The sequence below is a fragment of the Nonomuraea zeae genome, assembly GCF_005889725.1.
In the GTDB taxonomy this organism is placed as follows: domain Bacteria; phylum Actinomycetota; class Actinomycetes; order Streptosporangiales; family Streptosporangiaceae; genus Nonomuraea; species Nonomuraea zeae.
In genome coordinates, this window is record NZ_VCKX01000168.1 from 1 (window position 1) to 26,739 (window position 26,739).

24 protein-coding genes are annotated in these 26,739 nt (G+C 72.6%); 8 read left to right on the forward strand and 16 right to left on the reverse strand.

The window, feature by feature from the left end:
• The 5 genes from ETD85_RS39045 to ETD85_RS39065 form a co-directional block, all read right to left on the reverse strand.
• Nucleotides 1-796, reverse strand: a 796-nt coding sequence (locus ETD85_RS39045) for an ATP-binding cassette domain-containing protein (RefSeq protein ID WP_138694860.1), incomplete at its 3' end; no start/stop codon positions are given.
• Nucleotides 793-1,887, reverse strand: coding sequence for an ABC transporter ATP-binding protein (locus ETD85_RS39050; protein ID WP_138694861.1), 1,095 nt, complete (start codon nt 1,885-1,887; stop codon nt 793-795). The genes ETD85_RS39045 and ETD85_RS39050, both read right to left, overlap by 4 nt.
• A complete protein-coding gene (locus ETD85_RS39055; RefSeq protein WP_138694862.1) occupies nt 1,884-2,741 on the reverse strand; it encodes an ABC transporter permease in 858 nt (285 codons plus the stop codon). The genes ETD85_RS39050 and ETD85_RS39055 overlap by 4 nt, the downstream gene beginning before the upstream one ends.
• A complete protein-coding gene (locus ETD85_RS39060) occupies nt 2,738-3,718 on the reverse strand; it encodes an ABC transporter permease (protein ID WP_138694863.1) in 981 nt (326 codons plus the stop codon). The genes ETD85_RS39055 and ETD85_RS39060 overlap by 4 nt, the downstream gene beginning before the upstream one ends.
• A 3-nt stretch (nt 3,719-3,721) precedes the next feature.
• Complete coding sequence (locus ETD85_RS39065; RefSeq protein ID WP_170247082.1) at nt 3,722-5,281, reverse strand: ABC transporter substrate-binding protein; 1,560 nt, start codon at nt 5,279-5,281, stop codon at nt 3,722-3,724.
• A gap of 568 nt (nt 5,282-5,849) precedes the next feature.
• Between ETD85_RS39065 and ETD85_RS39070 the strand changes: the two genes are divergently transcribed.
• The 4 genes from ETD85_RS39070 (at nt 5,850) to ETD85_RS39085 (ending at nt 9,639) form a co-directional block, all read left to right on the forward strand.
• The gene (locus ETD85_RS39070; RefSeq protein WP_138694865.1) at nt 5,850-6,761 is read left to right on the forward strand and encodes an SDR family oxidoreductase; all 912 of its coding nucleotides are present in this window, start codon (nt 5,850-5,852) and stop codon (nt 6,759-6,761) included.
• Nucleotides 6,758-7,636 carry an amidohydrolase family protein gene (locus tag ETD85_RS39075; protein ID WP_138694866.1) on the forward strand — a complete coding sequence of 293 codons (879 nt, stop codon included), beginning with the start codon at nt 6,758-6,760 and terminating at the stop codon, nt 7,634-7,636. The genes ETD85_RS39070 and ETD85_RS39075 overlap by 4 nt, the downstream gene beginning before the upstream one ends.
• Nucleotides 7,633-8,091 carry a MaoC family dehydratase gene (locus ETD85_RS39080; protein ID WP_138694867.1) on the forward strand — a complete coding sequence of 153 codons (459 nt, stop codon included), beginning with the start codon at nt 7,633-7,635 and terminating at the stop codon, nt 8,089-8,091. The genes ETD85_RS39075 and ETD85_RS39080 overlap by 4 nt, the downstream gene beginning before the upstream one ends.
• Before the next feature lie 72 nt (nt 8,092-8,163).
• Nucleotides 8,164-9,639, forward strand: coding sequence for an acyl-CoA synthetase (locus tag ETD85_RS39085; protein ID WP_138694868.1), 1,476 nt, complete (start codon nt 8,164-8,166; stop codon nt 9,637-9,639).
• 37 nt (nt 9,640-9,676) lie between these two features.
• Here the strand turns inward: ETD85_RS39085 and ETD85_RS39090 are convergent, their stop codons facing one another.
• From ETD85_RS39090 to ETD85_RS39110, 4 genes are all read right to left on the reverse strand, one after another.
• On the reverse strand, nt 9,677-11,014 hold the full coding sequence (locus tag ETD85_RS39090; RefSeq protein WP_138694869.1) for a cytochrome P450: 1,338 nt from the start codon (nt 11,012-11,014) through the stop codon (nt 9,677-9,679).
• A gap of 182 nt (nt 11,015-11,196) precedes the next feature.
• On the reverse strand, nt 11,197-11,379 hold the full coding sequence (locus ETD85_RS64935) for a helix-turn-helix domain-containing protein (protein ID WP_206059142.1): 183 nt from the start codon (nt 11,377-11,379) through the stop codon (nt 11,197-11,199).
• 632 nt (nt 11,380-12,011) lie between these two features.
• Nucleotides 12,012-12,899 (reverse strand): diacylglycerol/lipid kinase family protein, encoded by an 888-nt coding sequence (locus ETD85_RS39105; RefSeq protein WP_138694870.1) that lies wholly within the window; start codon nt 12,897-12,899, stop codon nt 12,012-12,014.
• 43 nt (nt 12,900-12,942) lie between these two features.
• Complete coding sequence (locus tag ETD85_RS39110) at nt 12,943-13,614, reverse strand: DinB family protein (RefSeq protein WP_138694871.1); 672 nt, start codon at nt 13,612-13,614, stop codon at nt 12,943-12,945.
• Nucleotides 13,615-13,796: 182 nt separating this feature from the next.
• Between ETD85_RS39110 and ETD85_RS39115 the strand changes: the two genes are divergently transcribed.
• Nucleotides 13,797-14,303 carry a DoxX family protein gene (locus ETD85_RS39115; RefSeq protein ID WP_138694872.1) on the forward strand — a complete coding sequence of 169 codons (507 nt, stop codon included), beginning with the start codon at nt 13,797-13,799 and terminating at the stop codon, nt 14,301-14,303.
• A gap of 56 nt (nt 14,304-14,359) precedes the next feature.
• Here ETD85_RS39115 and ETD85_RS39120 read toward each other — a convergent pair whose 3' ends face one another.
• Both ETD85_RS39120 and ETD85_RS39125 read right to left on the reverse strand, forming a co-directional pair.
• Nucleotides 14,360-15,250, reverse strand: a complete 891-nt coding sequence (locus tag ETD85_RS39120) for an alpha/beta hydrolase (protein ID WP_138694873.1) — start codon at nt 15,248-15,250, stop codon at nt 14,360-14,362.
• A complete protein-coding gene (locus ETD85_RS39125; RefSeq protein WP_170247083.1) occupies nt 15,247-16,413 on the reverse strand; it encodes an indoleamine 2,3-dioxygenase in 1,167 nt (388 codons plus the stop codon). Before ETD85_RS39125 ends, ETD85_RS39120 begins: the two co-directional genes overlap by 4 nt.
• Nucleotides 16,414-16,577: 164 nt before the next feature.
• Between ETD85_RS39125 and ETD85_RS39130 the strand changes: the two genes are divergently transcribed.
• Nucleotides 16,578-17,231: a hypothetical protein gene (locus ETD85_RS39130; RefSeq protein ID WP_138694875.1), complete on the forward strand. Its 654-nt coding sequence runs from the start codon at nt 16,578-16,580 to the stop codon at nt 17,229-17,231.
• 7 nt (nt 17,232-17,238) lie between these two features.
• Here the strand turns inward: ETD85_RS39130 and ETD85_RS39135 are convergent, their stop codons facing one another.
• Both ETD85_RS39135 and ETD85_RS39140 read right to left on the reverse strand, forming a co-directional pair.
• On the reverse strand, nt 17,239-18,237 hold the full coding sequence (locus ETD85_RS39135) for a LacI family DNA-binding transcriptional regulator (RefSeq protein WP_206059143.1): 999 nt from the start codon (nt 18,235-18,237) through the stop codon (nt 17,239-17,241).
• A 110-nt stretch (nt 18,238-18,347) separates the two neighbouring features.
• A complete protein-coding gene (locus ETD85_RS39140) occupies nt 18,348-19,862 on the reverse strand; it encodes an alpha-N-arabinofuranosidase (protein ID WP_240779714.1) in 1,515 nt (504 codons plus the stop codon).
• Between the two features lie 163 nt (nt 19,863-20,025).
• On the opposite strand from ETD85_RS39140, the gene ETD85_RS39145 reads away from it, so the two are divergent.
• Nucleotides 20,026-22,065 carry a beta-galactosidase gene (locus ETD85_RS39145; protein ID WP_138694877.1) on the forward strand — a complete coding sequence of 680 codons (2,040 nt, stop codon included), beginning with the start codon at nt 20,026-20,028 and terminating at the stop codon, nt 22,063-22,065.
• A gap of 164 nt (nt 22,066-22,229) precedes the next feature.
• Here the strand turns inward: ETD85_RS39145 and ETD85_RS39150 are convergent, their stop codons facing one another.
• Genes ETD85_RS39150 through ETD85_RS39160 form a run of 3 tightly spaced genes read right to left on the reverse strand, consistent with a single transcriptional unit; the run spans nt 22,230 to nt 25,469 of the window.
• Nucleotides 22,230-23,573 carry an ABC transporter substrate-binding protein gene (locus tag ETD85_RS39150; RefSeq protein WP_138694878.1) on the reverse strand — a complete coding sequence of 448 codons (1,344 nt, stop codon included), beginning with the start codon at nt 23,571-23,573 and terminating at the stop codon, nt 22,230-22,232.
• A 43-nt stretch (nt 23,574-23,616) separates the two neighbouring features.
• Entirely contained in the window at nt 23,617-24,546 is a 930-nt protein-coding gene (locus tag ETD85_RS39155) for a carbohydrate ABC transporter permease (RefSeq protein ID WP_240779715.1), read from the reverse strand.
• 2 nt (nt 24,547-24,548) lie between these two features.
• Nucleotides 24,549-25,469, reverse strand: coding sequence for a carbohydrate ABC transporter permease (locus ETD85_RS39160; RefSeq protein WP_240779716.1), 921 nt, complete (start codon nt 25,467-25,469; stop codon nt 24,549-24,551).
• Nucleotides 25,470-25,666: 197 nt separating this feature from the next.
• On the opposite strand from ETD85_RS39160, the gene ETD85_RS39165 reads away from it, so the two are divergent.
• On the forward strand, nt 25,667-26,739 hold a 1,073-nt coding region (locus ETD85_RS39165; RefSeq protein ID WP_206059144.1), incomplete at its 3' end, for a LacI family DNA-binding transcriptional regulator.

Consider the following 26,739-nt stretch of genomic DNA (forward strand, 5'->3'; position numbering starts at 1 on the left):
TGCTCTCGCCGAACCGGATCTCCACGTCGCCGGGGACGGCGTCGAGCAGGGCGCGCGTGTAGGGGTGGGCCGGGCTGCCGTACACGGCCGACACGTCACCGATCTCGACGATCCGGCCCAGGTACATGACCGCGACCCGGTCGCTCACGTTGTGCACCACGCCGAGGTCGTGCGAGATGAACAGCAGCGACAGGCCGTGCCGGGCCTTGACGTCCTGCAAGAGGTTGATCACCTGCGCCTGTACGGACACGTCCAGGGAGGCGACCGGCTCGTCGCAGATCAGCAGCTCCGGCTCGAGCACGAGGGCGCGGGCGATGGCGATGCGCTGGCACTGCCCGCCGGAGAACTCGTGCGGCCGCCGCCCGCCCGCCGTGGCCGGGTCCAGGCCCACCTCGGCCAGGGCCGCGTCCACCCGCTCGCCGGCCGCCCGCCGGTCCCGTCCGGCGATGACCAGGCCCTCGGCCACCAGGTCGCGCACCCGGCGGCCCGGGTTGAGCGCCGAGCGGGGATCCTGCCACACGATCTGGAGGCGGTTGCGCACCTTGCGCAGGTCACGGCGCGACAGGGTGGTCAGCTCCGCCTCGCCGAAGCGGACGCTGCCCTCATCAGGAGGCGGCAGCTGGAGCACGGCCCGCCCGGTCGTGGACTTGCCGCAGCCCGACTCGCCCACCAGCCCGAGCGTCTGGCCGCGCCGTACGGCGAATCCGACCCCGGACACCGCCTCCACCACGCCACCGGGCACCCGGAACCGTTTGACCAGGTTCTCCACGTGCAGCAGAGCAGGCTCCGCCGTCATCCGGCGTCACCTCCTTCCTGTCGCCGCGCTCCGGCGGTGATCTCAGCGCTGATCTCGGCGGTGGTCGCAGCGGTGGTCTCGGTAGTGGCGTCGGTAGCGGGCTCGGCGCCCGGTGGATAGAGGCAGGCGTGGGCGTGCGCGCCCGGCTCCCCTTCCGCGAGCGGGGGAGGAGCGGCCCGGCAGGACGGTCGTACGGCCGGGCAACGGGGCGCGAACGCGCAGCCGGACGGCGGTGCCGCCAGGTCCGGAGGCGCGCCCGGGATCACCCGCAGCCGGGCGTGCGGCGGGGCGTCGAGCCGGGGGATCGCCCCGAGCAGCGCCTCGGTGTAGCGGTGGCGGGGACGGGCGAACACCTCGCGCGTGGGGCCGCGCTCGACGATGCGGCCCGCGTACATGACGGCGGTCTCGTCGGCGCGGCCGGCGATCACGCCGAGGTCGTGGCTGACCAGGATGAGCCCCATGCCGCGCTCCCCGGCCAGCTCGGCGAGCAGGTCGAGGATCTGCCGCTGCACGGTCACGTCCAGGGCGGTGGTCGCCTCGTCGGCGATCAGCAGGGCGGGGTCGCAGGACAGCGCCATGGCGATGGTGATCCGCTGGCGCAGACCGCCGGAGAACTGGTGCGGGTAGTGCTTCAGCCGGCGTGCCGGATCGGGGACGCCCACCTTCTCCAGCAGCTCGGCCGCCCGGTCGCGGGCGGCGGCCCTCGACAGGCCGAGGTGGTGGCGCACGGCCTCGCCGATCTGCCGGCCGACCGGCACCACCGGGTTGAGCGCGGACATGGGGTCCTGGAAGACCATGCCGGCGTGCCGGCCCACGAACGCGCGCCGCGCCTCCGGCGGCATGGCCGTCAGTACGGCGCCCGCCAGGGAGATCGAGCCGGAGACGGCCGCGCCCGGGGCGGAGGCGCCGACCAGCGCGCGTACCAGGGTGGACTTGCCGCAGCCCGACTCGCCGACCAGGCCGAGCACCCGCCCGGCGCCGAGAGTGAGCGAGACGCCGTCCACGGCGCGCACCACGCCCTGGTCACCGGGGAGGTGGCAGCGCAGGTCCCGCACCTCCAGCAGCGCTTCCCGCGAGGAGGGGTCCGTCATCGCGCGTCACCCGGCCCCGGGTCCACCCGCGCGCGCAGGCGTTCGCCCACGGTGTTGAACGACAGCACGGTCAGGAACATGGCCGCGCACGGCACCAGCACCAGCTGCGGCGCGAAGGCCAGGAAGTCCTTGCCGGCCGCGATCATCGCGCCCCAGCTCGGCGCGGGTGGCGGGATGCCGACGCCCAGGAAGCTCAACGCCCCCTCCATCATGATCATCAGAGCGGCCGTCACCACGGCGTACGACGCCACCGGCGCCACGCAGCCGGGCAGCAGCTCGCGGAACACCAGGCGGCCGTGCCCGGCGCCGAGCGCCTGGGCCGCCACGACGTACTCCCTGCTGAGCCGCGACAACGCGGCGGCCTTGGCCAGCCGGGCGAACGGCGGCACGAACAGCAGGCCGAGACTCGCCACCAGCGTCCAGACGCCCGGTCGCACGACCGCGGCCAGGGCCAGCAGGAGCAGCAGCGGCGGGAAGGCGAGAATCGCGTCGAGCAGCACGCCGATGGCCGACTCCGCGACACCGCGCAGGTAGGCGGCCAGCACGCCGAGCAGCCCGCCGGCGACGGCGGCCAGCGCCGTCGCCCCGAGGCTGACAGCGAGGGAGATCCGTGCCCCGTGGACGAGCCTGGACAGCACCGACCGACCGATGCCGTCGGTGCCGAGCACCTCGGGGAAGGCGGCGAACGGCGGGAGGTTCGGCCCGCCGACGGGCGCGTCCGGCGCGGCGAGCGGCAGCAGGCCCGCGCCGAGCGCCAGCAGGACGAGCAGTGCGAGCCAGCTTCCGGCCAGCCACAGGGCGAGGCCGGGCCGCCGGCGGCGGCGCGCGGCGACGGGAACGGTGATCGCCGTCATCGCGCCCGCGTCCTCGGGTCGAGCACCGTGTAGCCGAGGTCGACGAGGGCGTTGACCACCACGTACGCGGCGGCCACCAGCACCACCAGCCCCTGGATCACCGGGATGTCCTTGGCCGGGATGGACTGCAGCGCGAGCCCGCCCAGCCCCGGCAGCGCGAACAGGCTCTCCACCACCACCGAGCCCGCCAGCAGCCGGCCGAACACCACCGCCGCCATCGTCACCAGTGGCAGCGCCGACGGCCGGAGCACGTGCCGGAACAGGATGTAGCGGCGGGGCAGCCCGCGCGTGGCCGCCGTACGGACGAAGTCCTCCCTGAGCGTGGCTGCGACGTCGCCGCGCAGCAGGCGCAGCAGCGCGGGCGTCTCGCCCACGGCCAGCGCCACCGCGGGCAGGAACGCGAAGTGCAGGTTCCCCGCGATCCCCTCCGACAGCGGGGCCCACCCGGACACCGGGAACCAGCCGGTGGTCAGGGCCAGGAGGTAGATGAGCACGACGCCGGCCACGAACACGGGGACCGACATCAGCGCCGACGACGCGGCCGTGACCGCGCGGTCCAGCGGCCCGCCGACCCGCGAACCGGTGTAGACCCCGAGGGGCACGGCGATCAGCAGGGAGATCCCCACCGCGAGGAGCGCGATCTCCAGGGTGACCGGCAGCCGGTCGAGGATCGTGGCGAGCACCGGCTGGCCGGACTGTACGGACCGGCCGAGGTCGCCGGTGACCAGGCCGCCCAGCCAGCCCAGATAGCGCTCGGGGAACGGCCGGTCGAAGCCGTGGACGGCGTCCAGCTCCGCGATCTGCTGCGGCGTCGCGGACGGGCCGAGTATCGCCACGGCCGGCGAGCCGGGGATCAGGTCCACCAGCGCCGCGGCGGCCAGGGTGACCAGCAGGAGCACCGCGAGCAGGTGGGCGGTCCGCCGCGCCGCCCGGCCGAGCCGGAGGCGCGGCGCCGCCGCGAGGGTGCCGACGGCCATGCCTCAGCTCCCGTCCAGCCCGAGACGGTCATAGAGCAGGCAGCCGTCGCCGTGCAGGGTCAGCCCGGTCAGCTTGGCGCTGTGCACGGTGTAGGCGATCTGCGACCGGTACGGCAGCACCGGCAGGTCGGACATGACCAGCCGCTCCACCGTGGCGTAGGCCGCCCGCCGCCCGGCCTCGTCGGCGCTGTGGCGCCCCTCGTCCAGCGCGGCGTCCACCTTGGGGTTGCGGTAGCCCATGTAGTTGGTCTGGCCGCCGCTGTGCAGCAGCTTGTACAGGTTCGGCTCCGGATCGGCCACCGGCACGATCTGGGCAGACAGCGCGAAGTCGCGGTTGGTGAACACCTTGCGGTCCAGCGCGGCGTTGTCCAGCACCTCGATCTCCACCTGGATGTTCTTGAGCCCGCTCAGCCGGCTCTGCAGGTATTCGGCCGAGCGCCGGAAGAACCCGCTGGCGGGCATGGAGATGGTGAAGCGCAGCGGCTTGCCGGCGGCGGCGAGCTTGTCCAGCAGCCGCTGCGCCCCGGCCACGTCCTGCGCGGGCATGGCGCCGGCGGCGGGGCGGAAGGGGGAGGACGCGCCGTAGAGACTGCCGGGCGTGGTGGAGCCGGGATCGACGACCTGCGCCATCTCCTCGGTGTTCAGCGCCAGGACCACCGCCTTGCGGGCGTCGGGGTCGTCGAACGGCGCCCGCGCGGTGTTGAAGATGAGCATGGGGCCGCCGCCCGCGGGGGCCTGCGTGACCTGCAGCCCGGAGCCCTTGGCGCGCTGGATGAACGACAGGTCGGAGCCGGGCACCGCGGCCTGGGCCTGCCCGCTGGCCACGGCGTTGATCCGCTGCGCCGGGTCGGCGATCACCTTGAACGTGAGGGTGTCGAGGAGCGGGGCGCCCTGCTGGTAGTAGGAGGGGTTGCGGGTCAGCGTCATGTGGTCGTCGCGGACCCACTCCTTCAGCACGAACGGGCCCGCGCCGACCGGCTGCTGGGCGAACGCGGCGGCGTCCTTCCCGATGGCGGTCGGCGAGCCGATGAAGGCGAGGCCGGTGGCGATGACCCGGTCGAAGGCGAGGTTGGCGTCGGGCAGCTCGATGGCCAGCGTCCGCTCGTCGGAGACCTTGAACGTGGCGCCCTTCACCAGCGTGGCCAGCGGGGAGCGCGTCTTCGGGTCGGCGATGCGGTCGTAGTTGAACTTGACCGCCTCGGCGTCCAGCGGCGTGCCGTCGCTGAACTTCAGGCCGGGGCGGAGCTTGATCGTCCACACCTTGCCGTCGTCGGAGGCCGTCAGGCTCTCGCCGAGGCCGGGGCTCACCTTGCCGGTGCTCGCGTCCGCCCAGAACAGCAGGCCGAAGATGGCGGAGAGGCGGTTGGCGTCTCCGGACGGGGTGAGGTTGAACAGCTGGGCGGGGTCCAGCCCGCGCACCGCCTCGACGCCGAGGACGACGGTGGCGGCACCGCCCTTGCCGGGCGCCGGCTGGGCGCCCTGCTGAGGCTGCGTGCCCGCGGAGCAGGCGGCGGAGAAGAAGAAGAGCAATGCGCTGGCGGCGGCCGTCAGTCGATGTGGCACGGGGCACCCCACGAGAGTTCTGGGAGACGGCGACCCTGATCAGAAGGTGGGCCGCGCCCGGAGGATTTTCATATGTGTAACATAAAGCCCATCGACCGTAAATAGATCTGCCGTATTTATGGCGGGTTTGCTGGTCGGGCGCTTCGGCGATCGTGCGAGTGGTCGCCGCACGATTGCGAGCGGAACGTCTAGCGGTACGCCGGCGGCCGGGCGAAGAGTGCCCGGACCTGCGGCGCTCACCTGCACGAGCCCCGGGTTGCGGGCGCCCAGGGCGCCGGGCGGAGGCGGCCCGGGACCTCCGGAGCGGGCGGCGCCGAATTGACGATCTTCGCGGGCGTGCCGGGCGTCGGCCGCCGGTCTCGTGCGGCGCGAACGGCGAGTCCCTTGACACCGGCGGCGGGCCGGGGCGGGTGCGGAGGCCGGTGATGCCGCCGTCCGTCCGGGTTCTTCGCCGAGCGGGGGAAGCGGAGGGTAGACGGATCCGAGATGGTAGGCAAAGCTTTGACGAAAGTCACGCAATTGTCATATGTTCCGCGATGTTCCCCAACTACCTGACGAGGTGTCGTACATGGATCTGTCTGGGAAAGTGGCCGTCGTCACCGGCGCGGGCCGGGGCCTCGGCCGGGCGTACGCCGAGGCGCTGGCCGCCGCCGGCGCGGCCGTGGTGGTCAACGACGTGGACGCCGCGGCCGCCGAGAGCGCGGTCGCCGCGATCGCCGGCGCGGGAGGCCGCGCGGTCGCGGCGCCAGGGGCCGTCGGCGGCTCCGAGGTCGCCGGGCGGCTGGTGGACACGGCCGTGGCGGAGTTCGGCCGGCTGGACGTGATGGTGACCAACGCCGGCGTGCTGCGCGACCGCGTGCTGTGGAAGATGTCCGACGACGACTTCGACACGGTCATCGACGTTCACCTGCGCGGCACGTTCACCTGCGCCAGGGCCGCCGCCGTACGGATGCGCGAGCAGGGCGAGGGCGGCCGGATCATCCTGATCTCCTCTCCCGCCGGCCAGCGCGGCAACTTCGGCCAGACCAACTACGCCGCCGCCAAGGCCGGCATCGTCGCCATGGCCAGGACTTGGGCGATGGAGCTGGCCAAGGCCGGGATCACGGTCAACGCGGTCGTCCCGGTGGCCGCGACCGAGATGACGAAGACCATCCCCGCCTTCGCCCCGGTGCTGGAGGAGGCCGAGCGCGGCGGCGGGCCACTGCCGGACTGGCTGCGCAAGGACGAGGGCATGGGCACGGTCGAGGACGTCGCCGGGCTGATCGTCTACCTGGCCTCCGACGCCGCGGCGGAGGTGACCGGGCAGGCGATCGGCATCGGCGGCGACAAGCTCGCCCTCTGGTCGCACCCCGCCGAGAAGACGATCGCCTACGCCGACGGCGGCTGGAGCGCCGAGGCCATCGCCGCGTCCTGGCACGACGGTGTCGGCGCCGAGCCGGAGACGTACGGCATCCCCGCCCCGAAGGCGCCCGTGTCATGAACATCGACGAGCTGACCGCCCTCGACGTGCACACCCACGCCGAGGTCTCCAAGGACGGGCACGGATCGCTGTCCCCGGAGCTGTTCGGCGCCTCGGCCGGCTACTTCGGCTCCCACGAGCGGCCCACGATCGACCAGATGGCCGCCTACTACCGCGAGCGCAGGATGGCCGCCGTGGTGTTCACCGTGGACGCCGAGCACGCCACCGGCCACCCGCGCATCTCGAACGAGGAGATCGCCGAGAGCTGCGCCGCCCACTCCGACGTGCTCATCCCGTTCGCCAGCGTGGACCCGTGGAAGGGGCGGGCAGGCGCTCGCGAGGCCCGCCGCCTGGTGAGCGAGTACGGGGTCAAGGGCTTCAAGTTCCACCCGAGCATCCAGGGCTTCGCCCCGAACGACCCCCTGGCCGGCCCGCTCTACGAGGTGATCGAGGAGCTCGGCGCGGTCGCGTTGTTCCACACGGGCCAGACCGGCATCGGCGCCGGGGTGCCGGGCGGGGCCGGGATCCGGCTCAAGTACTCCAACCCGATGCTGGTCGACGACGTGGCGGTGGACTTCCCCCACCTGAAGATCATCCTGGCGCACCCGTCGTTCCCCTGGCAGGACGAGGCCCTCGCCGTCGCCACCCACAAGCCGTCGGTGTACATCGACCTGTCCGGCTGGTCGCCGAAGTACTTCCCGCCGCAGCTCGTCCGCTACGCCAACACCCTGCTCAAGGACAAGGTCCTGTTCGGCTCCGACTACCCCGTCATCACCCCGGACCGCTGGCTGGCCGACTTCGCCAAGCTCGACATCAAGCCCGAGGTCCGCCCCAAGATCCTCAAGGACAACGCCGCCCGCCTGCTCGGCCTCACCTCCAAGGAGACGACGTCATGACCACCACCGCGAACGGCCTGGCGGAGATCAAGGCGCTGGCCGGCCAGGACCTCGGCCACAGCTCCTGGCTGGAGATCACCCAGGATCGGGTGAACACCTTCGCCGACGCCACGAACGACCATCAGTGGATCCACATCGACCCGGACCGGGCGGCGCAGGGCCCGTTCGGCGGCACGATCGCGCACGGCTACCTCACCCTGTCCCTGCTCATCCCGCTGTTCGGCGAGCTGCTCGACATCCAGGGCGTGCGGATGAGCATCAACTACGGCCTGGACAAGGTCCGTTTCCCCAGCCCGGTCAAGGTCGGCGGCAAGGTCCGCCTGGCCGGCCGGGTCGCCGAGGTCGAGGACGTGGCCGGCGACGGCGTGCAGATGCACCTGGACTTCACCGTCGAGATCGACGGCTCGGCCAAGCCCGCCTGCGTCGCCCGCGCCATCTACCGCCACTACGCCTGACCGCCCGAGCTGTTGGAGCCCGCCTCTCACACGAGGCGCCGGCGCCTCGGCCGTCTGACAGGAGCCCTCATCATGCGCAACGCCGGACTGGGAGGATGGCCCGCCCGACGGGCCCTGATGAGCCCGGACCGCACCGCGTTCGTCTTCGGCGACCGGGCGGTCACGTACGCGCAGGTGCACGAGCGGACCACGGCGCTCGCTCATCGCCTGCGCGCGGCCGGGGTCGCGCGCGGCGATCGGGTCGCCTACCTCGGCCCCAACCACCTGGCCTTCGCCGAGACCCTGTTCGCCACGCACCTGCTCGGCGCGATCTTCGTCCCGCTGAACGCCCGGCTCGCCGCCCCCGAGCTCACCTACATGCTGGACCACTCGGGCGCCCGCCTGCTCATCCACGCGCCCGAGCTCGCCGCGACCGCCGCGGCCCTGCCCGTCACCCGCATCGCCGTCGGCGACCTGCCCGCCGAGTCCGGGGACGCGGAGCCGGTCGACGTGCCGGTGGCCCTCGACGACCCGGCCCTGATCCTCTACACCTCCGGCACCACCGGCCGCCCCAAGGGCGCCGTGCTCACCCACGGCAACCTGGTCTGGAACACCTTCAACCTGCTCGCCAACGTGGACGTCACCAGCGACGAGGTCACCCTGGTCAGCGCTCCGCTGTTCCACGTGGCCGCGCTCAACCAGACGCTGCTGCCCACGTTCCTCAAGGGGGGCCGCTCGGTCATCATGCCCTCCTGGGACGTGGAGCGCTGCTACGACCTCATCGCCGAGCACCGCGTCACCTGGATGTTCGGCGTCACCACGATGTTCGCCGCGTTCGCCCGCTCACCCCGCTGGCCCGGAGCGGACCTGTCCTCGCTGCGGCTGCTCATGGCCGGCGGCGCGCCCGTCCCGCCCGGGCTGATCCGCACCTACCAGGAGCGCGGGCTGGTGTTCTCGCAGGGCTACGGCATGACCGAGACCGCGCCCGGCGCCACCTTCCTGGAGCCCGCCATGAGCGCCCGCAAGGCCGGCTCCGCCGGCGTGCCCGTCTTCTTCTCCCGCGTCCGCGTCGTCCGCCCCGACCTCACGGACGCCCCGCCCGGCGAACCGGGCGAGATCCTCATCGACGGCCCGAACGTCACCCCGGGCTACTGGAACGACCCGGACGCCACCCGGGCCGCCCGCGCCCCCGGCGGCTGGTTCCGCTCCGGCGACATCGGCGCCTACGACGCCGAAGGCCACCTGTACATCATGGACCGGGCCAAGGACATGTACATCTCCGGCGGGGAGAACGTCTACCCCGCCGAGGTCGAAAGCGTGCTGTCGGAGCACCCGGCGGTCGCCGAGGCCGCCGTCTTCGGCGTCCCCGACGACACCTGGGGCGAGGTCGGCCGGGCCGTCGTCGTGCTCAAACCGGGCGCCGGCGCCGACGCCGAGGACCTGGTGGCGTTCCTGCGCGGCCGGCTGGCCGGCTACAAGGTCCCCCGCTCGGTGGTCTGGGCCGACGAGCTGCCCCGCACCTCCTCCGGCAAGATCGTCAAACCGGCACTCCGGGCCGCCTACACCTGAGCCGCCCGCGAAGCGGGGCGGCTCCCGTCGCCGGTGCTCAGCGCCCGCGCCGCAGCCCCCGCAGGAAACTCCACAGCGGGGAACGCGACCGCTGCTCCGCGGCCTCGCCCCCGCCGGCCGGCCGCGTCTCCGGGACGCCGGCGTCCGCGGGCGCGGGGACGCGGCTCGCCGCCAATTCGTACTGGACGGGCAGCGACCGCAGCGCGCGCATGAAGGGGGAGGGGCGCCAGGGCAGCTGGTCGGGCGGAAGCGCCGGCTTCAGCTTCGCGCACCGGGTGAAGAGGCGTTGCACGGCGATCGTGGTGATCTGGGTCGCCAGCCGCTGGCCCAGGCAGGCGTGCGGTCCGGCTCCCCAGGCGAGGTGCGCCCGGGTGCTGCGGATGGCGTGCTGATCAAGCGCGCCCGCGAACCGCGGATCGGCGTGGGCCGCGGCGACCGAGAGCATCACCGGGTCGCCGGCCGCGACCGTGTAGTTCCCCAGCTTCACGTCCGCCATCGGGAAGCGGAAGGTCAGGTTGGCCATGGGCGGGTTGAGCAGGGCGGCGCGGTTGACCGTCTCGTCGATCGCGCCCACGGACAGGGTCTCCCACATGGCCGGGTTGGAGACGACCTCGACGACCACGTTGCAGACCAGGCTGGCGGTGAAGTCCAGCAGGCCGGGCAGCATGAGGAGCTCGCGGGCCAGCTCGTCCAGCGTGAGGTCCGGGTCGGCCGCGATCATGTAGGAGGGCAGGTCGTCCCCGGGGTGCTGCCGCTTGGCGGTGGCGAGCTCCGTCATGGCCGCGTACAGGCGCTGGAAGGCCGCGGCCGCGTCGGGGCCGGCGTCGATCATCCGCCAGATGTCCATCACGACCTCCTCGCCGCGGGCGGCGGTGAAGCCGAGGAGGCGGTTGGCGACCATCAGCGGCAGGGGCCGGGCGTACTGTGCCGCCAGGTCCGCCCATCCCGTGGGGCCGCCTTCCGCCAGCACGCCGATGAGGTCGTCGGCGTACTGCCTGATGGCCTGCTCCAGCAGCTGGGCCTGCGGCTGGGAGTGGTCCTGGAACGGCGCGAGCGCCTTCGTCCACGCGGCCCGCAGCTTGTGCTGCGTGGCGCCCTCCGCGAAGGCGGAGTTGTTGACCTGGAACACCGGAAGCAGCGGCCAGTCCGCGGGGACGCTGCCCTCCGCGTGCGCCCGCCACCTGTCGACGTTCTTGCTCCAGATGCCGCCCTTGTTCTGCAGGACGTGCAGCACTTCCTCATATCCGGTGACGAACCAGACGGGGACACCGAGGAGATCGACGGGGGCGACCGGGCCGTACTCGGCGCGCAGGCGTTCGTGGACGGGGCCGGGGTTCGCGTCGTAGTCCCTGGTGAGCAGTGCTTCCACCGACATCGATGTCAAGGTTTCCGCCGACTGCCGGGGCCACGGGCCATTGGTCACAGTGATGAACTACCTCTCTCTGGTCACCGCTCGCGCAAATGGGAGCTACCGGCCAAATCACTTAAGAGTTCTGTAGCATCACGTATACCGTCCGTCATGGCAAGAGGAGCGCCCCCGCGTCTCACATCGGGCGTCTACCGGGAGTGCTGCCGGGCCAGGGCGAGGCTCACGCAGCAGCGGTCGTCGCCCGGTTCGAGCCTGGCCTCCACCGCTGGCGGGGCGAGGCTCTCGACCAGGCCGCTGATCAGAGCGTGGTTCATGTGGCAGACGAGCTCGGTGTGCGCCTCGGCGAGCGCGTGGAACGGGCAGTTGGCCATGATGGTGCGCTCGCCGTCGCCGCGGGGCGCGTAGCCGTACTCGCTCAGCGTCCCGGCGGCCAGGTCCAGGGCGGCGCGCGGGGTGGCCGGCCAGCAGGTAGTCGCGGCTCGGCAGGGACACGGCGATCTCGCGGGGCGCGCGGCGGTAGAGCTTCGAGCTGCGTCCCGCGCCCGGCCCCGACCGGCCTGCCAGCCGGGCGTACACGGCCTCCAGCAGGCCCTCCGCCTCCAGCCTGTCGAGGTGGAACTTGGCCTTGTGCCGGGCGATCCCGACCGCCTCGGCGGCCTGGTCGCGGCTGACGGGGGCCGGCTGCGCGCACACGAACAGATACAGCTCCTGGCGTACGGGCTGCCCCTCCCACCAGGCATTCGCGCTGCTGCGCACCGCGTTCACGGTGGCCCCCATCCTGTTCGGGCTCGACAAGTTCACCAACATCCTGACCGACTGGACGATCTACCTCGCGCCGTGGATCGACCGGCTCGTCCCCGGCGACGCGACGACGGCGATGCGGATCGTCGGCGTCGTCGACGACGTCGCGCTGCGCGACTTCGGCCTCATGGCGGGGGCGCTGGCCCTGGGGCGGCTCGCGGGGGAGCAGCAGGCCGAGCAGGACACCTGGCGCGCGGCTCGATCACTCCGGCGCGATGACCCGCCAGGCCGACGGGTGCACCGTCCAGGCGTGCGAGGGCCGGGCCGGGCACAGCTCCCCGTCGGCGTTGGCGGGGATCGGCTCGCCGTCGACGGTGATCGAGCGGGCCCGGAAGGTCACGACGTCGGCATGCGTACGCTGCCGGCCCAGTCGCAGCAGCACCCCGAAGGTGAGGCGGGCCAAGGGCGAGACGGCGAAGGAGACGACGACGTCCGCCAGGCCGTCGTCGGGCCGCGCCGCCGGAGTCAGCGGGGTGCCTCCGCCGATGGAGGTGCCGTTGCCGACGCCCACCATGAGGACACGCCGGCGGCCGTCGGCGACGGTCTCGCCGTCCACGCGCACGCGCAGGCGCCACCCCTTGGTGCGGACGCCCGCGAGCAGCGCGCCCACGGCGTAGGCGGCCCTGCGCAGCCACGGCTTGAGCGGAGCCGCCTGCTCCGAGGCCAGCGCGCCGACGCCGACGTGCACGGCGTTCACCACGATGCCGCCCTGATCGTCGACGAGCAGGTCCATCGGCCGCTCCCGGCCGTGCAGGACGACCATGGCGGCCTCGCGGGGATCGAGCGGGAGGCCCAAGGCGCGGGCCATGTCGTTGCCCGTGCCCATCGGGATCAGCCCCACCGGCCGCGCGGCCAGTTCGTCGCGGGCCTGCAGCTCCGCCACCAGCGTGTGCAGGCTGCCGTCGCCGCCGAGCACGACGGGCACGCGATCGGCGTGCTCGTCGAGCGCCCGGCCGACGTCGCCCGGCTGCTCCGTCACCCGGACCACGACGTCGGCCTCGCCGCCGAGGGCGTCCAGGACCGCCTGACGCTGCTCCTCGCCCGCCCCGCCCGCGGCTGGATTGCCCATGACCAGCAGTCTGCGACCCATCGCGCCTCTCTCCCGACGTCCTGGCCCGCTCGATGCCCGTGAATCAGGCGCCGAAACCGCCGGCCGGCTCGCTCCCCGCGCGGGGCGCGCCGTACCAGCGCCAGCTCGTCCTGCGGGGACGCCGGGGTGTCTCCAGGCGCCCGGTGGCCCACAACAGGGTGGACCACGGATCGTCCACCACGGGCACGTCGGGGAACAGCCGCGCGAGCGCCAGCTCGCTCAGGTCCTGCGGGGGATCCCAGTCGCGGCGCAGCCCCTGTGCGATGTCGTGGGTGTGGACGAGCGTCTCGACGACGCCCATCGCGGCGAACCCCTCCGGGTCCGAGGCGCCGAAGACGTGCGGGGCCAGAGCGGCGGGGTCGGCGGCGTCGATGACGGTCGCGAGCAGGCCGCCACAGGCCGCCACGACGGTCAGCAGCCCCTCGGGCCCCGCCTGCTCGTCACCGAAGATGACGTTGGCCGGCCCGCCCGGCCGGTCGCTCGTGATCCGCAGCGGTACGCGCGGCGCGTCCATCGGCTGCGCGAGGCCGAACCGCAGGGCGTAGGTGAGCAGGTCGTCCGCGAGGTGTTCGAGGGTCTCCCAGCACGTCCACTCCAGCCCGGCGGCCCGGACCTGCCAACCGGTCGCGGGCGCGCCGGTGAGGGCGCCGACGCAACAGGCGACGGCCTGGCGCACGTGCTTGCCGCTCACCAGCATCTGAGTCCTCTGGGGCATGCGGAAATCGTACTGTTCGCCCGCCTCCCCTAGGGCGGATCCCTTAGTCGTGGGGTGGTACGCGCCCGGCCCGGCGTACGCGTGGAGTCGCAGGCCGATTGCCTCCCTGGGCCTGACGATCGCCGCGGCCGATTTCGCCAGTCTGAACTCAGACGAAAACGACCTCGGCAGGGGAGCACGAGATGACCACCACCATCGAGAACACCATCGCCAAGCTGGCCGCCTGGCTGTCCAGGCACAGCATCGACATCCTGCGGGTCAGCCTCGGGCTGGTCTTCGTGGCCTTCGGCACGCTCAAGTTCTTCCCAGGGGTCAGCCCGGCGGAGGCGCTGTCGGTGGCCACGCTGGAGAAGCTGTCGCTCGGGATGCTGTCGGGCTACGCGGCCCAGCTCGTGATCGCCGGCATGGAGGTCTTCATCGGTCTCACGCTGGTGACCGGCAGGCTGCTGAAGACCGGGCTGGTCGTGATGGCCGGCGCGCTGGCCGGGTTCTTCGCGCCGTACGCGCTGTTCTTCACCGACCTGTTCCCCGGCGCCCCGACGCTGGAGGCCCAGTACATCTTCAAGGACATCGTCCTGGCCGCCGCGGCCATGGTGATCGGCGCCCGCGCTCTCGGCGCCCGCCTGGTCCCGGCCCAGGATCGCCGCGTGGAGCGGGCCGACGGCCTGCGCGAGCGGGTGGCGGCCTGAGACCCGGCGCGATCGTGCCTCCCGGACCCGGTCCGGGAGGCACGATCGCGTGTTCCTCATCCGCGGGCGGGCAGTCCCAGCAGGCGGCGGGTCTCGGCGTGGACGCGGGCGGACCGCACGCCGAGCTCCATCGGCGAGTCGAAGTGGTTGCGCCCCGGCTGCTCGAACGCGGTCACCCGGCACCCGCGAGCCCGCAGGCACGCCGCGAACGCGGACGACTGCCGCTTGAACTCGCCGGTCTCGCGTTCCCCCCAGGCGACGACCACGGGGCAGCGGAGGCCGGGCAGGAACATCGGGCTGCAGTCGCGCACCTCGCCCGCGTCGATGCCGGCGACCTCGTTCACGTAGGTGAGCCGCACCGGCGCCAGGTCGTAGATCCCGCCCAGCAGCACCGCCCCCGCGATGGGGGCGGCCGGCAGCCCCCACCGCCGCCAGGGGGTGGCCAGCAGCATGGCCGCCAGGTGGGCGCCGGCCGAGGAGCCGGAGACGACGATCCGGCCGGGGTCGATGCCGTGCTCGGCCGCGTTCCGCCACAGCCAGGCGAACGCGCCGCGGACCTGGTCGACGATCGCGGCGAGCCGGGCGTGCGGGGCCAGGGTGTGGTCAGGCGTGACGTAGGCGGCGCCCGCACCGACGAAGGCCGGAGCCGCGAACGCGCTCTCCTCCTTGGACAGCGCCTGCCAGTACCCGCCGTGGACGAAGAACAGGGCGGGGCTCCCGGCGCTGCCCGCGTCCGTCGCCGGCGGCCCGTACACGTCCAGCCGCTCATCAGGCCCCGGCCCGTACGGCAGGTCGCGCTGGAGCAGGCCGGCCAGCTCCGCCCGGGCCTGCCGGCTGCGCAGGGCGTAGTCGTCCAGGAACGGCCGGAGGTCGGCCACCATGCTGCTCGGCGAGTACTGGACGTCCAGTTGCTCCTTGTCGAAGCCCCGGTACACGCCCGCCGTCATGGCAGCAGCCGTTCGACGGTCTCCTCGCGCGACCGTCGCAGGAACCCGATGAAGTCGCTGCCGCCGGTCCCCTTGGCGTCCGCCCCCTGCTCGAACCGGTTGATGTAGCGCCCGGTGATGCCGATGTGCTGCGCCCTGAGCCGGGCCAGCCCGGACACGGCCGCGTTGTACGCCTCGGACAGCCGCGGCAGCTCCTCGCGGTGCCGCGCCGCGAAGTCGCGGACCGAGGGGCCGGACTCCAGATCCTGGAGGAAGCGCCGGTGCGGCCCCGGCATGTACGCGCGCATCCCGGTCAGGAAGCCGGCGGTCAGCTCGTCGCGATGCTCGACGTCGAGCCCGGCGTCGAAGGCCTGGATGAGGGAGCTCTGCGCGGCGCTGCCGCCGGCCAGCACCAGAGGCTCGCGATCCACGCCCTCGAACCGCAGCCCCGGCGCCGGCCAGCCGGTGAGGAACGGCCTGATCCGGTGGTAGAAGACGTAGGGGTCGCACCAGCGCTCGACGTCGAGGACCGCCTCGGTCACCCGGCCGAGCACCTTCGCCAGGCCGAGCAGCGCCTCGGCCAGCCGGGCGTGATCCTCTGCCGCCACGGCGTGCTGCGCCTGCACGAGGAGGGGCAGCCCGGGGGCGCCGGACAACTCGACCCCGACGGTCGCGAGGTAGAACCACTTCTCGTCCACGCCGCCGAGGAACGTCAGCTGCGTGTCGGCGTTGGACATGCTCAGCGGCTCCGCCGCGTCGATGCGCCGCCAGTTGTTCAGCACGATCGAGGCGTGGGAGACGATCGGCGCCCGGTCCAGCAGCCGGGCGAGCTCGTACAGCGGGCGGGCCACCGGGGCCGGGAGCGTGCGGGCGAGCGGGCCGGTGCCGTGCACGTACGCGTTCGCGAGGCAGGACAGCAGCAGCATGGCCCGCTCCCGCTCGCCGCCGGACGCCAGCCCGTCCGGTGTCAGCACGGGCATGGACGCGATCGCGGCGCGAAGCCGCCCGGTCATGATCAGGGCCGCGATGTTCCCGGCGACGTCCTCCCAGGGCCGGTAGCGCGCCGGGAGCGCGTCCACGGGGTCCTCCCCGGGCACGAAACCGCGGCGCTCGTCGATGGCGTACTCGCCCAGCGCGGTGACGAGCGGTCTGGCGGCGCGGGCGCGCGTCGTCTTGTGGGTCACAGGGCTCTTCTTTCCTCGCTTCCCGGCTTCGACCATGCCCGGGAGCGAAGCGGCGCTGTTCCATTGGATCATCCGCCGCCGCTTTCCGGCGGTAGGCCGGAGGAGAGGCGTGGCTGCAAGCCGAGATCAATCCCCGCGCAAGGCGCCGGCCCTACCGTCGCAGCGTGTCCAGACGACTGGTTCTCGGCGGCGCCGCCCTCGCGGCGGCCGCGGCGATGACGCTCACCTCCGCCGGCCCGGCCTCCGCCGCACCGGCCTCCGACTCCGGCCCGGCCGCGGCTCCCGCGCCCGGCAAGGTGGCCGGCAAGCTCTTCCGCGCCTGGCTGGCCGGCGACCGCGCGGCCGCCGCGAAGGCGGCCACCCCCGCCGCGGTCAACGCGATCTTCGGGTACGTCTACCGCGCGCCCGACCGCTTCGACGGCTGCTCCGGCAACGTGTGCCGGTACGTCCACACGAGCGTGCGCGTGCCGGGCGGGCTCGACGGCATCGCGATGGTCGTGACCGGCTCAAAGGTCACCAAGGTCTACCAGTCCCGGCACATCGTCAAGCCGTCCACGGTGGCCGCGCACCTTCTCGCCGCCTGGAAACGCGGCGACCGGTACAGCGGCCTGGAGGTCGCGAGCGCGGGCGCGGTGAAGACGCTGTTCAAGGTGAAGTACGACCCGAAGGGCGTGACCCACTTCTTCCAGGGCTGCACCAAGGAGCCGAAGGGCTACTCGTGCGCCTACTCCTACGAGGGCGGCGCCATGCTCATGCACGTGCGCGGCTCCAAGACCAGGGGATACGAGGTCGGCTCGATCACCTACCTCGCCGACTGACGGCCGGTCAGCGCGTGGACTCGCGCACCTCCAGCGTGAAGGGCGCGGTGTGCGCCTCGGTCGGGCGCGACGGGTCCTGGATGCGGGCGGTCACCAGCTCGACCGCCTTGGCGGCCATCCACCGGTGGTCGGGGGCCACGGTGGTCAGCGAGGGCACCATGTACGCCGACTCGCTGATGTCGTCGAAACCGGCCAGGCGGAGGTCCCGGGGGACCAGGACGCCGCGGTCGGCGAGGCCGCGCAGGACTCCTTGGGCGACGGTGTCGCTCACCGCGATCACGCCGTCGACCTCCTGGCCGGAGTCGACGAGCCGGTGGGCGGCCGCCCGGCCGGACTCCAGCGTCATCCCCCTGGCGGCGAACAGCAGCGCCGGATCGGCTTCGAGCCCGAGCGCGCCGAACGCGGCGAGATAGCCCTGGTAGCGGCGCGTCACCACGTTCACGCCGTAGAGGGCGTCGCCGGTGACCAGGGCGATCCGGCGGCAGCCTCGTTCGATCAGATGCGTGGTCGCCGCCTTCGTGCCCTCCTCGTTGGGCATGGCGACGTGGTCGAAGCGGGCGGCGAAGTCCTGCTCGCCGAGCATCACGATCGGGTGGCCGGCGCCGGTCAGCCGCGGATCCTGGGGATCGAGCCCGACCGCGCTGAGGATCAGCCCGTCGAAGTGCAGGGCGTGGGAGTGGGTGATCGCGTTGAACTCCCCGGCCGCCGCCGCGCCGGTCTGCTCGATCGCGACGTGGAAGCCGCGCTCGCGGGCCTGCTCGATGACGTGGGCGGCGAGCCGGCCGAAGTAGGGCCGGTCGACCTCGGGCACGGCGAGCCCGATCACGCCGGTCCGCCCGGATCTGAGCGTCCGGGCGGAGACGTTGACGCGGTAGCCCGACTCGCGGATCGCCTCCAGCACGCGGCGGCGAACCTGCTCGCTGACCCCCGCGCGGTCGTTGATGACGTTGGAGACCGTCATCTTCGACACCCCGGACAGCTTGGCGACGTCGCTCATGGTGACCATGCCGCTCCTCAGGTCCTGCCCCCTCCGGGCGATAGCCGCGCATTCGAGCTTACTGCGCCGCACCGGCGGCGACGAAGGCCGCGATGGTCAGGCGGGAAAGGCCGCCGCGGTCAGGCGAGAGACGCCTCCACGGTGACGAAGGAGTGGGCGGGCAGGTGCACCCGCAGCCCGGCGGACGTCGGCGTCACCTGCTCGTGGGCGCGCGGCGCGACCGCGGCGGGCGCCTCCGGGGTGTTGTGGTCCTGGAGGTTGGCCGCGGTGAGGATGCGGGCGCGGACGCCGGTGACCGAGCCGCCGCGCAGGTCCAGCACGACGTCGGCGGGCTCGGCCGCGTCCAGGTTGGAGAGCGAGACGAGCACCCGGTCGTCCTTGCGGCTGGCCGACAGCGAGACGGTCGTCAGCTCCGCCGAGCCGACCGTGCGGGCGGGCGCGCCCGATGGCAGGTCCACCCGGAGCGAGGCGGCGTCGTGGTGGCCCTTGTTCATCTCGAACACGTGGTAGGTGGGCGTGAGCACGAGCGCGCCGGAGTCGGGGTCGGTGAGGATCATGGCCTGGAGGACGTTCACGGTCTGGGCGATGTTGGCCATGACCAGGCGGCCGGCGTGGCGGTGGAAGACGTCGAAGTGCAGGCCGGCGACCAGGGCGTCCCTGAGCGTGTTCTGCTGGTAGAGGAAGCCGGGGTTGGTGCCGGGCTCGACGTTCCACCAGGTGCCCCACTCGTCCAGGACCAGGCCCACGTTCCTGCCGGGGTCGTAGCAGTCCATGACGTTGGAGTGGCCGGTGAGGAGCTCGTCCACGCGGGCGGCCTGGACCATCGTGCGGTAGTAGTCGTCGGTGCCGAACGCCGTGGCGTCGCCCTTGTCCTGCCAGGTGCCGGGGATCGTGTAGTAGTGCACCGACAGCGCCTGCATGTAGCCGGCCGGCCGGTAGGCGCAGCCCAGGTCGCCGAGCTGCTTCATGAGCGTCTCGGTCCAGGCGTAGTCGCCGGAGTTGGCGCCGGCGGCGATGCGGTAGAGCTTGTTGCCGCCGTGGTCGCGGCTGTAGGTGCCGAAGCGGCGGGCCTCGGCGGCGTACTGCTGGGCGGTCATGTTGCCGCCGCAGCCCCACGCCTCGTTGCCCAGCCCCCAGAACGGCACCCGCCAGGGCTCCTCGCGGCCGTTGGCCTTGCGCAGGCGCACCATGGGGGAGTCGCCCTCGCGGGTGAGGTACTCCACCCAGTCGCTCATCTCCTTGACCGTGCCGGAGCCGACGTTGCCGCTGATGTACGGCTCCGCCCCCAGCAGCTCGCACAGGGCCATGAACTCGTGCGTGCCGAAGTGGTTGTTCTCCTCGACGTTGCCCCAATGCGTGTTGACCATCACGGGACGATCGGCCTTCGGCCCGATGCCGTCCATCCAGTGGTACTCGTCGGCGAAACAGCCGCCCGGCCAGCGCAGGTTCGGGATGTTCAGGGCGCGCAGCGCCTCGACCACGTCCAGCCGGATGCCGCCCTCGTTCGGCAGGTCGCTGTCCTCGCCCACGTAGAAGCCCCCGTAGATGCAGCGGCCCAGATGCTCGGCGAAGTGGCCGTAGAGATGCCTGCTGATCAGCGGGCCTCGGACGTCCACATTGATGACTGCGGACACGACGGCATCGTGCACAGGAGCACCCCTGTTCTCATGATTTATCGATATAAACAGCGGCAACCTTTATCGATACAGTCCGGGGTGTCAAGGCCCGCGGGGTCGAAACCGTGGAAGGATGTTCACGTAAACATCGGCCTGGGACGACAGGCAGGCAGGAGTGGTTGTGACCGCTGATCACGGGCCGCGCTGGCTTCGCTGGCCCTCCGAGCCCTCGCGCCCGCGGCTGGCCTTCGGCGCCGACTACAACCCCGAGCAGTGGCCCAGGGAGGTGTGGCAGGAGGACGCCCGGGCGATGCGCCACGCCGGGGTGAACATCGTCTCCCTCGCCATCTTCTCCTGGGCCCGCCTCCAGCCGGGTCCCGGCCGGTGGACCTTCGGCTGGCTGGACGAGGTCATGGACCTGCTGCACGCGTACGGCATCGCCGTGGACCTGGCCACCGCGACCGCGTCCCCGCCGCCCTGGCTGACCGCCCGGCACCCGGAGGTCCTGCCCGTCGACCACGACGGGCGCACGCTGTGGCCGGGCGGGCGCCAGCACTGGCGCCCGACGTCGCCGATCTTCCGCGAGCACGCGCTGCACCTGGTCCGGGCCATGGCCGAGCGGTACGGGACGCACCCGGCGTTGGCCGCCTGGCACGTCTCCAACGAGCTGGGCTGCCACAACGTCTACGACTACTCCGGCGACGCGGCCGCCGCCTTCCGTGCCTGGCTGCGCACGCGCTACGGGACCATGGAGGAGCTGAACCGGGCCTGGGCCACGGCGTTCTGGTCCCAGGCGTACGGCGACTGGGCGGAGATCCTGCCCCCGCGCCTGGCCGCCTCCTACCCCAACCCGACCCAGCAGCTCGACTTCAAGCGGTTCTCCTCCGACGCGCTCAAGGATCACCTGCGGGCGGAGCGGAGCCTGCTGGCCGAGCTGACGCCGGGCGTCCCGGTGACCACCAATTTCATGGTCATGGGCGAGACGAAGGGCATGGACTACGCGGACTGGGCGGGCGAGGTCGACTTCGTCTCCAACGACCACTACGTGCTGCCGGGACCCCAGGCGCAGGACGAGCTGTCGTTCTCCGCCAACCTGACCGGCTGGCTCGCCGGGGGCCGGCCGTGGTTCCTCATGGAGCACTCCACCAGCGCGGTGAACTGGCAGCCGGTCAACGTGCCCAAGAAGCCCGGCGGCCTGGCCCGCGACTCGCTGACGCACGTGGCGTACGGGGCCGACGCGGTCTGCTTCTTCCAGTGGCGGCAGTCGGCCGGCGGCGCCGAGAAGTACCACTCGGCGATGGTCCCGCACGCCGGCACCGACAGCGAGGTCTTCCGCTCGGTCGCCGGCCTCGGCGCGACCCTGGAGGCGCTCGCGCCGGTCGCGGGCACCCGCCGCCGCCGGGCCGCCGCCGCGATCGTGTTCGACTGGGACTCCTGGTGGGCCGCGGAGCTGGACTCCCATCCCACCTCCCGGCTGCGCTACCGGCAGGAGGCGCTGGACTGGTATTCGGCGTTCGCGGCCGCGGGGGTCCGGGCCGACGTCATCCCCGCCGGCGAGTCGTTCGAGCACTATGACCTGCTCGTCGCGCCGATCCTGCACGTCGTGCCGGGGGCGCTCGCCGAGCGCCTCGGCGCGTACGTGGCCGGCGGCGGCCACCTCGTCACCACGTACTTCTCCGGGATCGTGGACGAGCACGACCACGTGTGGCTCGGCGGCTACCCCGGCGCGCTGCGCGAGCTGCTCGGCATCCGGATCGAGGAGTTCGGGCCGCTGCCCGGCGGCGACCGGGCCGAGCTCGACCTCGGCGTGGCCGGCACGCTGTGGAGCGACCGGATCGACGTCACGGAGGCCGGCGTCGAGGTCGTCGCCCGCTACACCTCGGGCGACTACGCGGGCCGGCCCGCCGTCACCACGCGCCCTGCCGGAACCGGGTCGGCGTCCTACGTCTCGACCAGGCTGGGGCCGGACGGGCTCGGGCCGGTGCTGGCGCGGCTCCTGGCGAGGAGCGGGGTGCGGCCGGAGCTGCCCGCGGCCCTCGCGGGGAGGGTGGAGCTGGCGGTCCGCGCGGGGGAGGACGCCGACTACTGGTTCCTGGTCAACCGTACGGACGAGGAGGTCGAGGTGGGCGAGGTGGCCGGCGAGGCGCTCCCCGGGCCCAGCCTGGCCGCGGGCCGCACGCTGGGGCCCCGGCAGGTACGCGTCCTGCGCCGCCCGGCCTGAGCCGTCGCGCGGCCCGAGCTGGGCACCGGCCGCGCCGCCGGGTCTGAGCCGTCGCGCGGCCCGGGCCGAGCACCGGCCGCGCCGCCCGGGCTGAGCGCCTGCCGCGTGGCACGGACCCGGTGCCGCGCCCGCCGGCCGGTCGCCGGGCGGCGGGCGCGAGGGGGTCACTGGATGCTGAAGCCCTGCTCCTGGCCGTACTTGACGGAGGCGTCCTGCCACGCCTTCAGCCCGTCCTGCAGCGTGCCGGCCCCGGTGTAGGCCTTGCCGACGGTGTCGTTGAAGACGCTGTTGGCGTACACCTGGTACGGCAGGTACGACCAGCCGCCGACGACCTGGCTCGCCGACTCGGCGAGGACCTGGTTGACCTGCTGGTCCCCGAAGTAAGGCAGCTTCTTGTCGCGGAAGCCGGGCGCGTTGAGTTGCGCGGTCGTGGCGGGGAAGGCGCCGCCGTCCGTGCGGGTCTGCGCGCCCTCGTCCACGCCGGCGTACTTGATGAAGGCGTAGGCGAGGGTCTTGGCGGCGGCGGCCTCCGGGACGGCCAGGGAGCTGCCGCCGTTCTCGGAGGTGGCCTTGCCGCCGCTCTCCCACTGGGGCATGGGGGCGACCCGCCACTTGCCGGCCCCGGCCTTGACGCCGGTTTCGAGGTTGGCCGGCATCCAGGCGCCGATCACCAGCGTGGCGATGGTGCCGTCGCCCAGGCCCTTGTACCAGGCGTCGCTCCACGAGCCGACCGGCGCGAGCAGCTTGCCGCTGACGAGCTGCTGCCAGGCGGCGGTGAACTTCTGGGTGCCCGCGTCGCTGAAGTCGACGCCGACCTTGGTGCCGTCCACCCGGTACGGCTTGCCGCCGGCCTGCCAGATCAGGCTGGTGGTGAAGCCCGCGTCGCCGATGTCGTTGGTGATGTACGCCTTCGGGTCGGCCGCGTGCAGCTTCTTGGCCGCCGCGATGTACTCCTCCCAGGTGGCGGGCACCTCGATCTTGTGCTTGTCGAAGACGTCCTTGTTGTAGAACAGCGCCATCGGGCCCGAGTCCATCGGCAGGCCGTAGACCCCGGCGCCGGAGTGGACCGAGCTCCACGGCCCGGGGGTGAACGTGCCCTCCAGCTTGTCCGCGCCGAACGGCGTCAGGTCGGTCACGGACTTGGCCAGCGCGAACTGCGGCAGGGCGTAATACTCGATCTGGGCGACGTCGGGGACGCCCGAGCCGGCCTTGATGGCGTTCTGCAGCGCGGTGTACTGGTCGTTGCCGGTGCCGGCGTTGACCAGGTTGACCTTCACCTTCGGATACTTGGTCTGGAAGTCGGCCAACACCTGCTTGAGCGTCGGCTCCCACGCCCAGACCGTGATCGAGCCGCCGGCGTTCAGCGCCGCCTCCAGGTCGGTGGCCGACGCGCTCGGGGCCGGGGCGGCCCCAGAGCCGCCGTCACCGGGGGAGCCGCAGCCGGTGGCGATCAGCGATACCGTCAGGGCCGCGCCCACCAGGAGCGCGTGGCGGCGGGTCATCGTCATGAATATCCCTTTCAGAGGTGTATCCGGGGAGGCGCGGCGCCGGTCACTCCTTGACGCTCCCGGCCGCCAGGCCGGACTGCCAGTACCGCTGCAGCAGCAGGAACGCCGCGACCAGCGGGACGATGGTGAGCAGCGAACCGGTGATCACCAGATTGAAGATCGCCTCGCTGCCCGCCGTGGACGCCTGGGCGTTCCACCTGTTGAGGCCGAGCGTGAGGGGGTACCAGGCCGGGTCCTTGAGCATGATCAGCGGCAGGAAATAGTTGTTCCAGGTGGCGACCACGGCGAACAGCAGCACCGTGACGATCCCGGGCGCCAGCAGCGGCAGGCTGATCCGGAAGAACGTCTGGAACTCGCGGGCGCCGTCCACCCGGGCCGACTCCAGGATCTCGTCGGGCACGGCGTCGGCCGCGTACGTCCACATGAGGTAGAGCCCGAACGGCGAGACCAGCGACGGGATGATGATCGCCCACGGGGTGTCGGTCAGGCCGAGACCGGCGAACATGAGGAACGTCGGGACGGCCAGCGCGGTGCCGGGCACGGCGACCGCGCCGATGACGATCGCGAACACGGCCTTCTTGCCGGGGAAGTCGAACTTGGCCAGCCCGTACCCGGCGACGGTGGCCAGCAGGGTCGCGCCGCCCGCGCCGGCCAGCACGTAGAGCACGGTGTTGAGCAGCCAGCGGGTGAAGATGCCGCCGTCGTAGGTGAAGGTGGCGGCGATGTTGCGGAACAGGGCGAAGTCGGAGTCGAACCACAGGCCGAACGACCCGAACAGCCCTTCCTGCGTCTTGGTGGCGTTGATGACCAGCCAGGCCAGCGGGAGCAGCGTGTAGACGAGCATGATCGCGGCCACGGCGGTCAGCGTGGCGCTGCGCCGGCCGCGCGGCGACGAGGGCCGCCGGCGGCCGCCCCGGATGACCAGCGGGCCGGCGGATCCCCTGGCGCGGGGGGTGCGGGCGGTGGTGGTCACGGTCAGGCTCCCTTCCGCATGCCGCGGAGCTGGACGACGTAGGCGATGACCATCGTGATCAGGCCCATGACGATGGCGACGGTCGCGGAGTAGTTGAACTGCTGGCCGGCGAAGGACAGCGAGTAGGCGTAGACGTTCGGCGTGAAGTAGGTCGTGATCGCGTTGGGGGCGAGGCTCTTGAGGATGCTGGGCTCGGTGAAGAGCTGGAAGCTGCCGATGATCGAGAAGATGGTGGCGATCAGCAGGGCTCCGCGCAGGGCGGGGAGCTTGATCGCCCAGATGATGCGGAGCTGGCTCGCGCCGTCGATCTCCGCGGCCTCGTACAGGGACGGGTTGACCACGCGCAGGGCCGAATACAGGATCAGCATGTTGTAGCCGACGAACTCCCAGGTCACGATGTTGCCGACGGCGGCGAGCACCAGGCCGGGGGAGAGCGGGTCCGGCAGCGACAGGCCGAGCGACTCGTTCAGGTTCGCGACGAGGCCGAAGCGGGTGCCGTACATGAAGCCCCACATGAGCGTCGCGACCACGGCGGGGACGGCGTAGGGCAGGAACACCGAGATGCGGAAGAAGCTCGTCCCGTACAGCCGGCCGCTGTCGATGGCGAGGGCCACTAGAAGCGCCAGGAACAGCATGATCGGGACCTGCACGACGAGGAAGAGCGCCACCCGCCCGAAGGCGGACCAGAACTGCGGGTCGCCCAGCGCCTTGAGGTAGTTGTCCGCGCCGACGAAGACGGTCCCGCCGATGAGCTGGGTGCGGAACAGGCTCAGGTAGATCGAGTACGCGATCGGGGCCAGGAAGACGAGCGCGAACACCGCCATGAACGGCCCGACGAACCGCCAGCCCGTCCAGGATCGCCGCTTGCGGGCCGCCGCCGGCCTCCAGTCGCCCGGCGTGCTCGCCTGCGAACTCGCGACCACCAGTCCAACTCCTCCCCAGCGCGGGTGTTTACGTAAACATTTCGCGCCGGCGATGGGCATTGGCGAAGCGGGGCCCTTGAGGTTACGGGGATGGTCCAGCGGTGATGTTTACGTAAACTTTCGTGCGGTATCGTGGCACCGGCCACACGGCCCGTCAAGGTTTGCCCGACGTCAACGGCAGGCAGGGGTGGTGGCGAATGGACCGGGGCGATCGCGAGCAGCCGGGGGTCCTGCCGCGGGGCGGCGCCCACCGCGGCGCATCGGGGGTCCCGGGCGGGCGCCGCAAACAGCGCGTCTCGATGGCCGACGTCGCCAGGCTGGCGGGCGTCTCGTCGCAGACGGTGTCCCGGGTCTCCAACGGCTATCCCGGCGTGATCGACGCGACCCGCGAGCAGGTGCTCGCGGCCATGCGCGAGCTCGGCTACCGGCCCAACAGCGCCGCCCGCGCCCTGCGTTACGGCCAGTTCAACACCATCGGCGTCATCCTCTTCGGCCTGGCCTCCACCGGGAACAGCCGCACCGTGGACGCGATCGCCACCCACGCCGCGGCCGAGGGCTACGCCATCACCCTGATGCCCATCGACGTGCCGACCCAGGACAACGTGCTGGGGGCCTTCACCCGCATGGGCGAGCTGGCCGTGGACGCGGTGATCGTCATCCTGGAGATCCACCTCCTCGACGCGGCCACCGTGACCCTGCCGCCGGGCGTGCACGTCGTCGTCGTGGACTCCGACGCCGGCGACCGCTACTCCGTCGTCGACACCGACCAGGCCGACGGGGCGCGGCGGGCCGTGCAGCACCTGCTCGACCTGGGCCATCACACCGTCTGGCACGTCACGGGGCCGCAGGCGTCCTTCGCCGGCCAGCGCCGCGCCCGAGCGTGGCGCGCCACGCTCGAAGAGGCCGGCCGGCCCGTCCCCGACCCTCTGTACGGCGACTGGTCGGCCGAGTCCGGCTACGCCGCCGGGCTCGCGCTCGCCTACAAGCCGGGCTGCACGGCGGTGTTCGTCTCCAACGACCAGATGGCGCTCGGGCTGCTGCGCGCCCTCCACGAGCGCGGCCGGTCGGTCCCCGGCGAGATCAGCGTGATCGGCTTCGACGACATCCCCGACTCCGCCCACTTCATCCCGCCGCTGACCACCGTCCACCAGGACTTCGCCGAAGTGGGCCGGCGATGCGTGCAGCGGGTCCTGCTCCAGATCCGCGAGGGTCTGGCCGCGCGGCCGGGCACCGACCTGGTCCCGACCCGCCTGGTGGTCCGCCGCAGCAC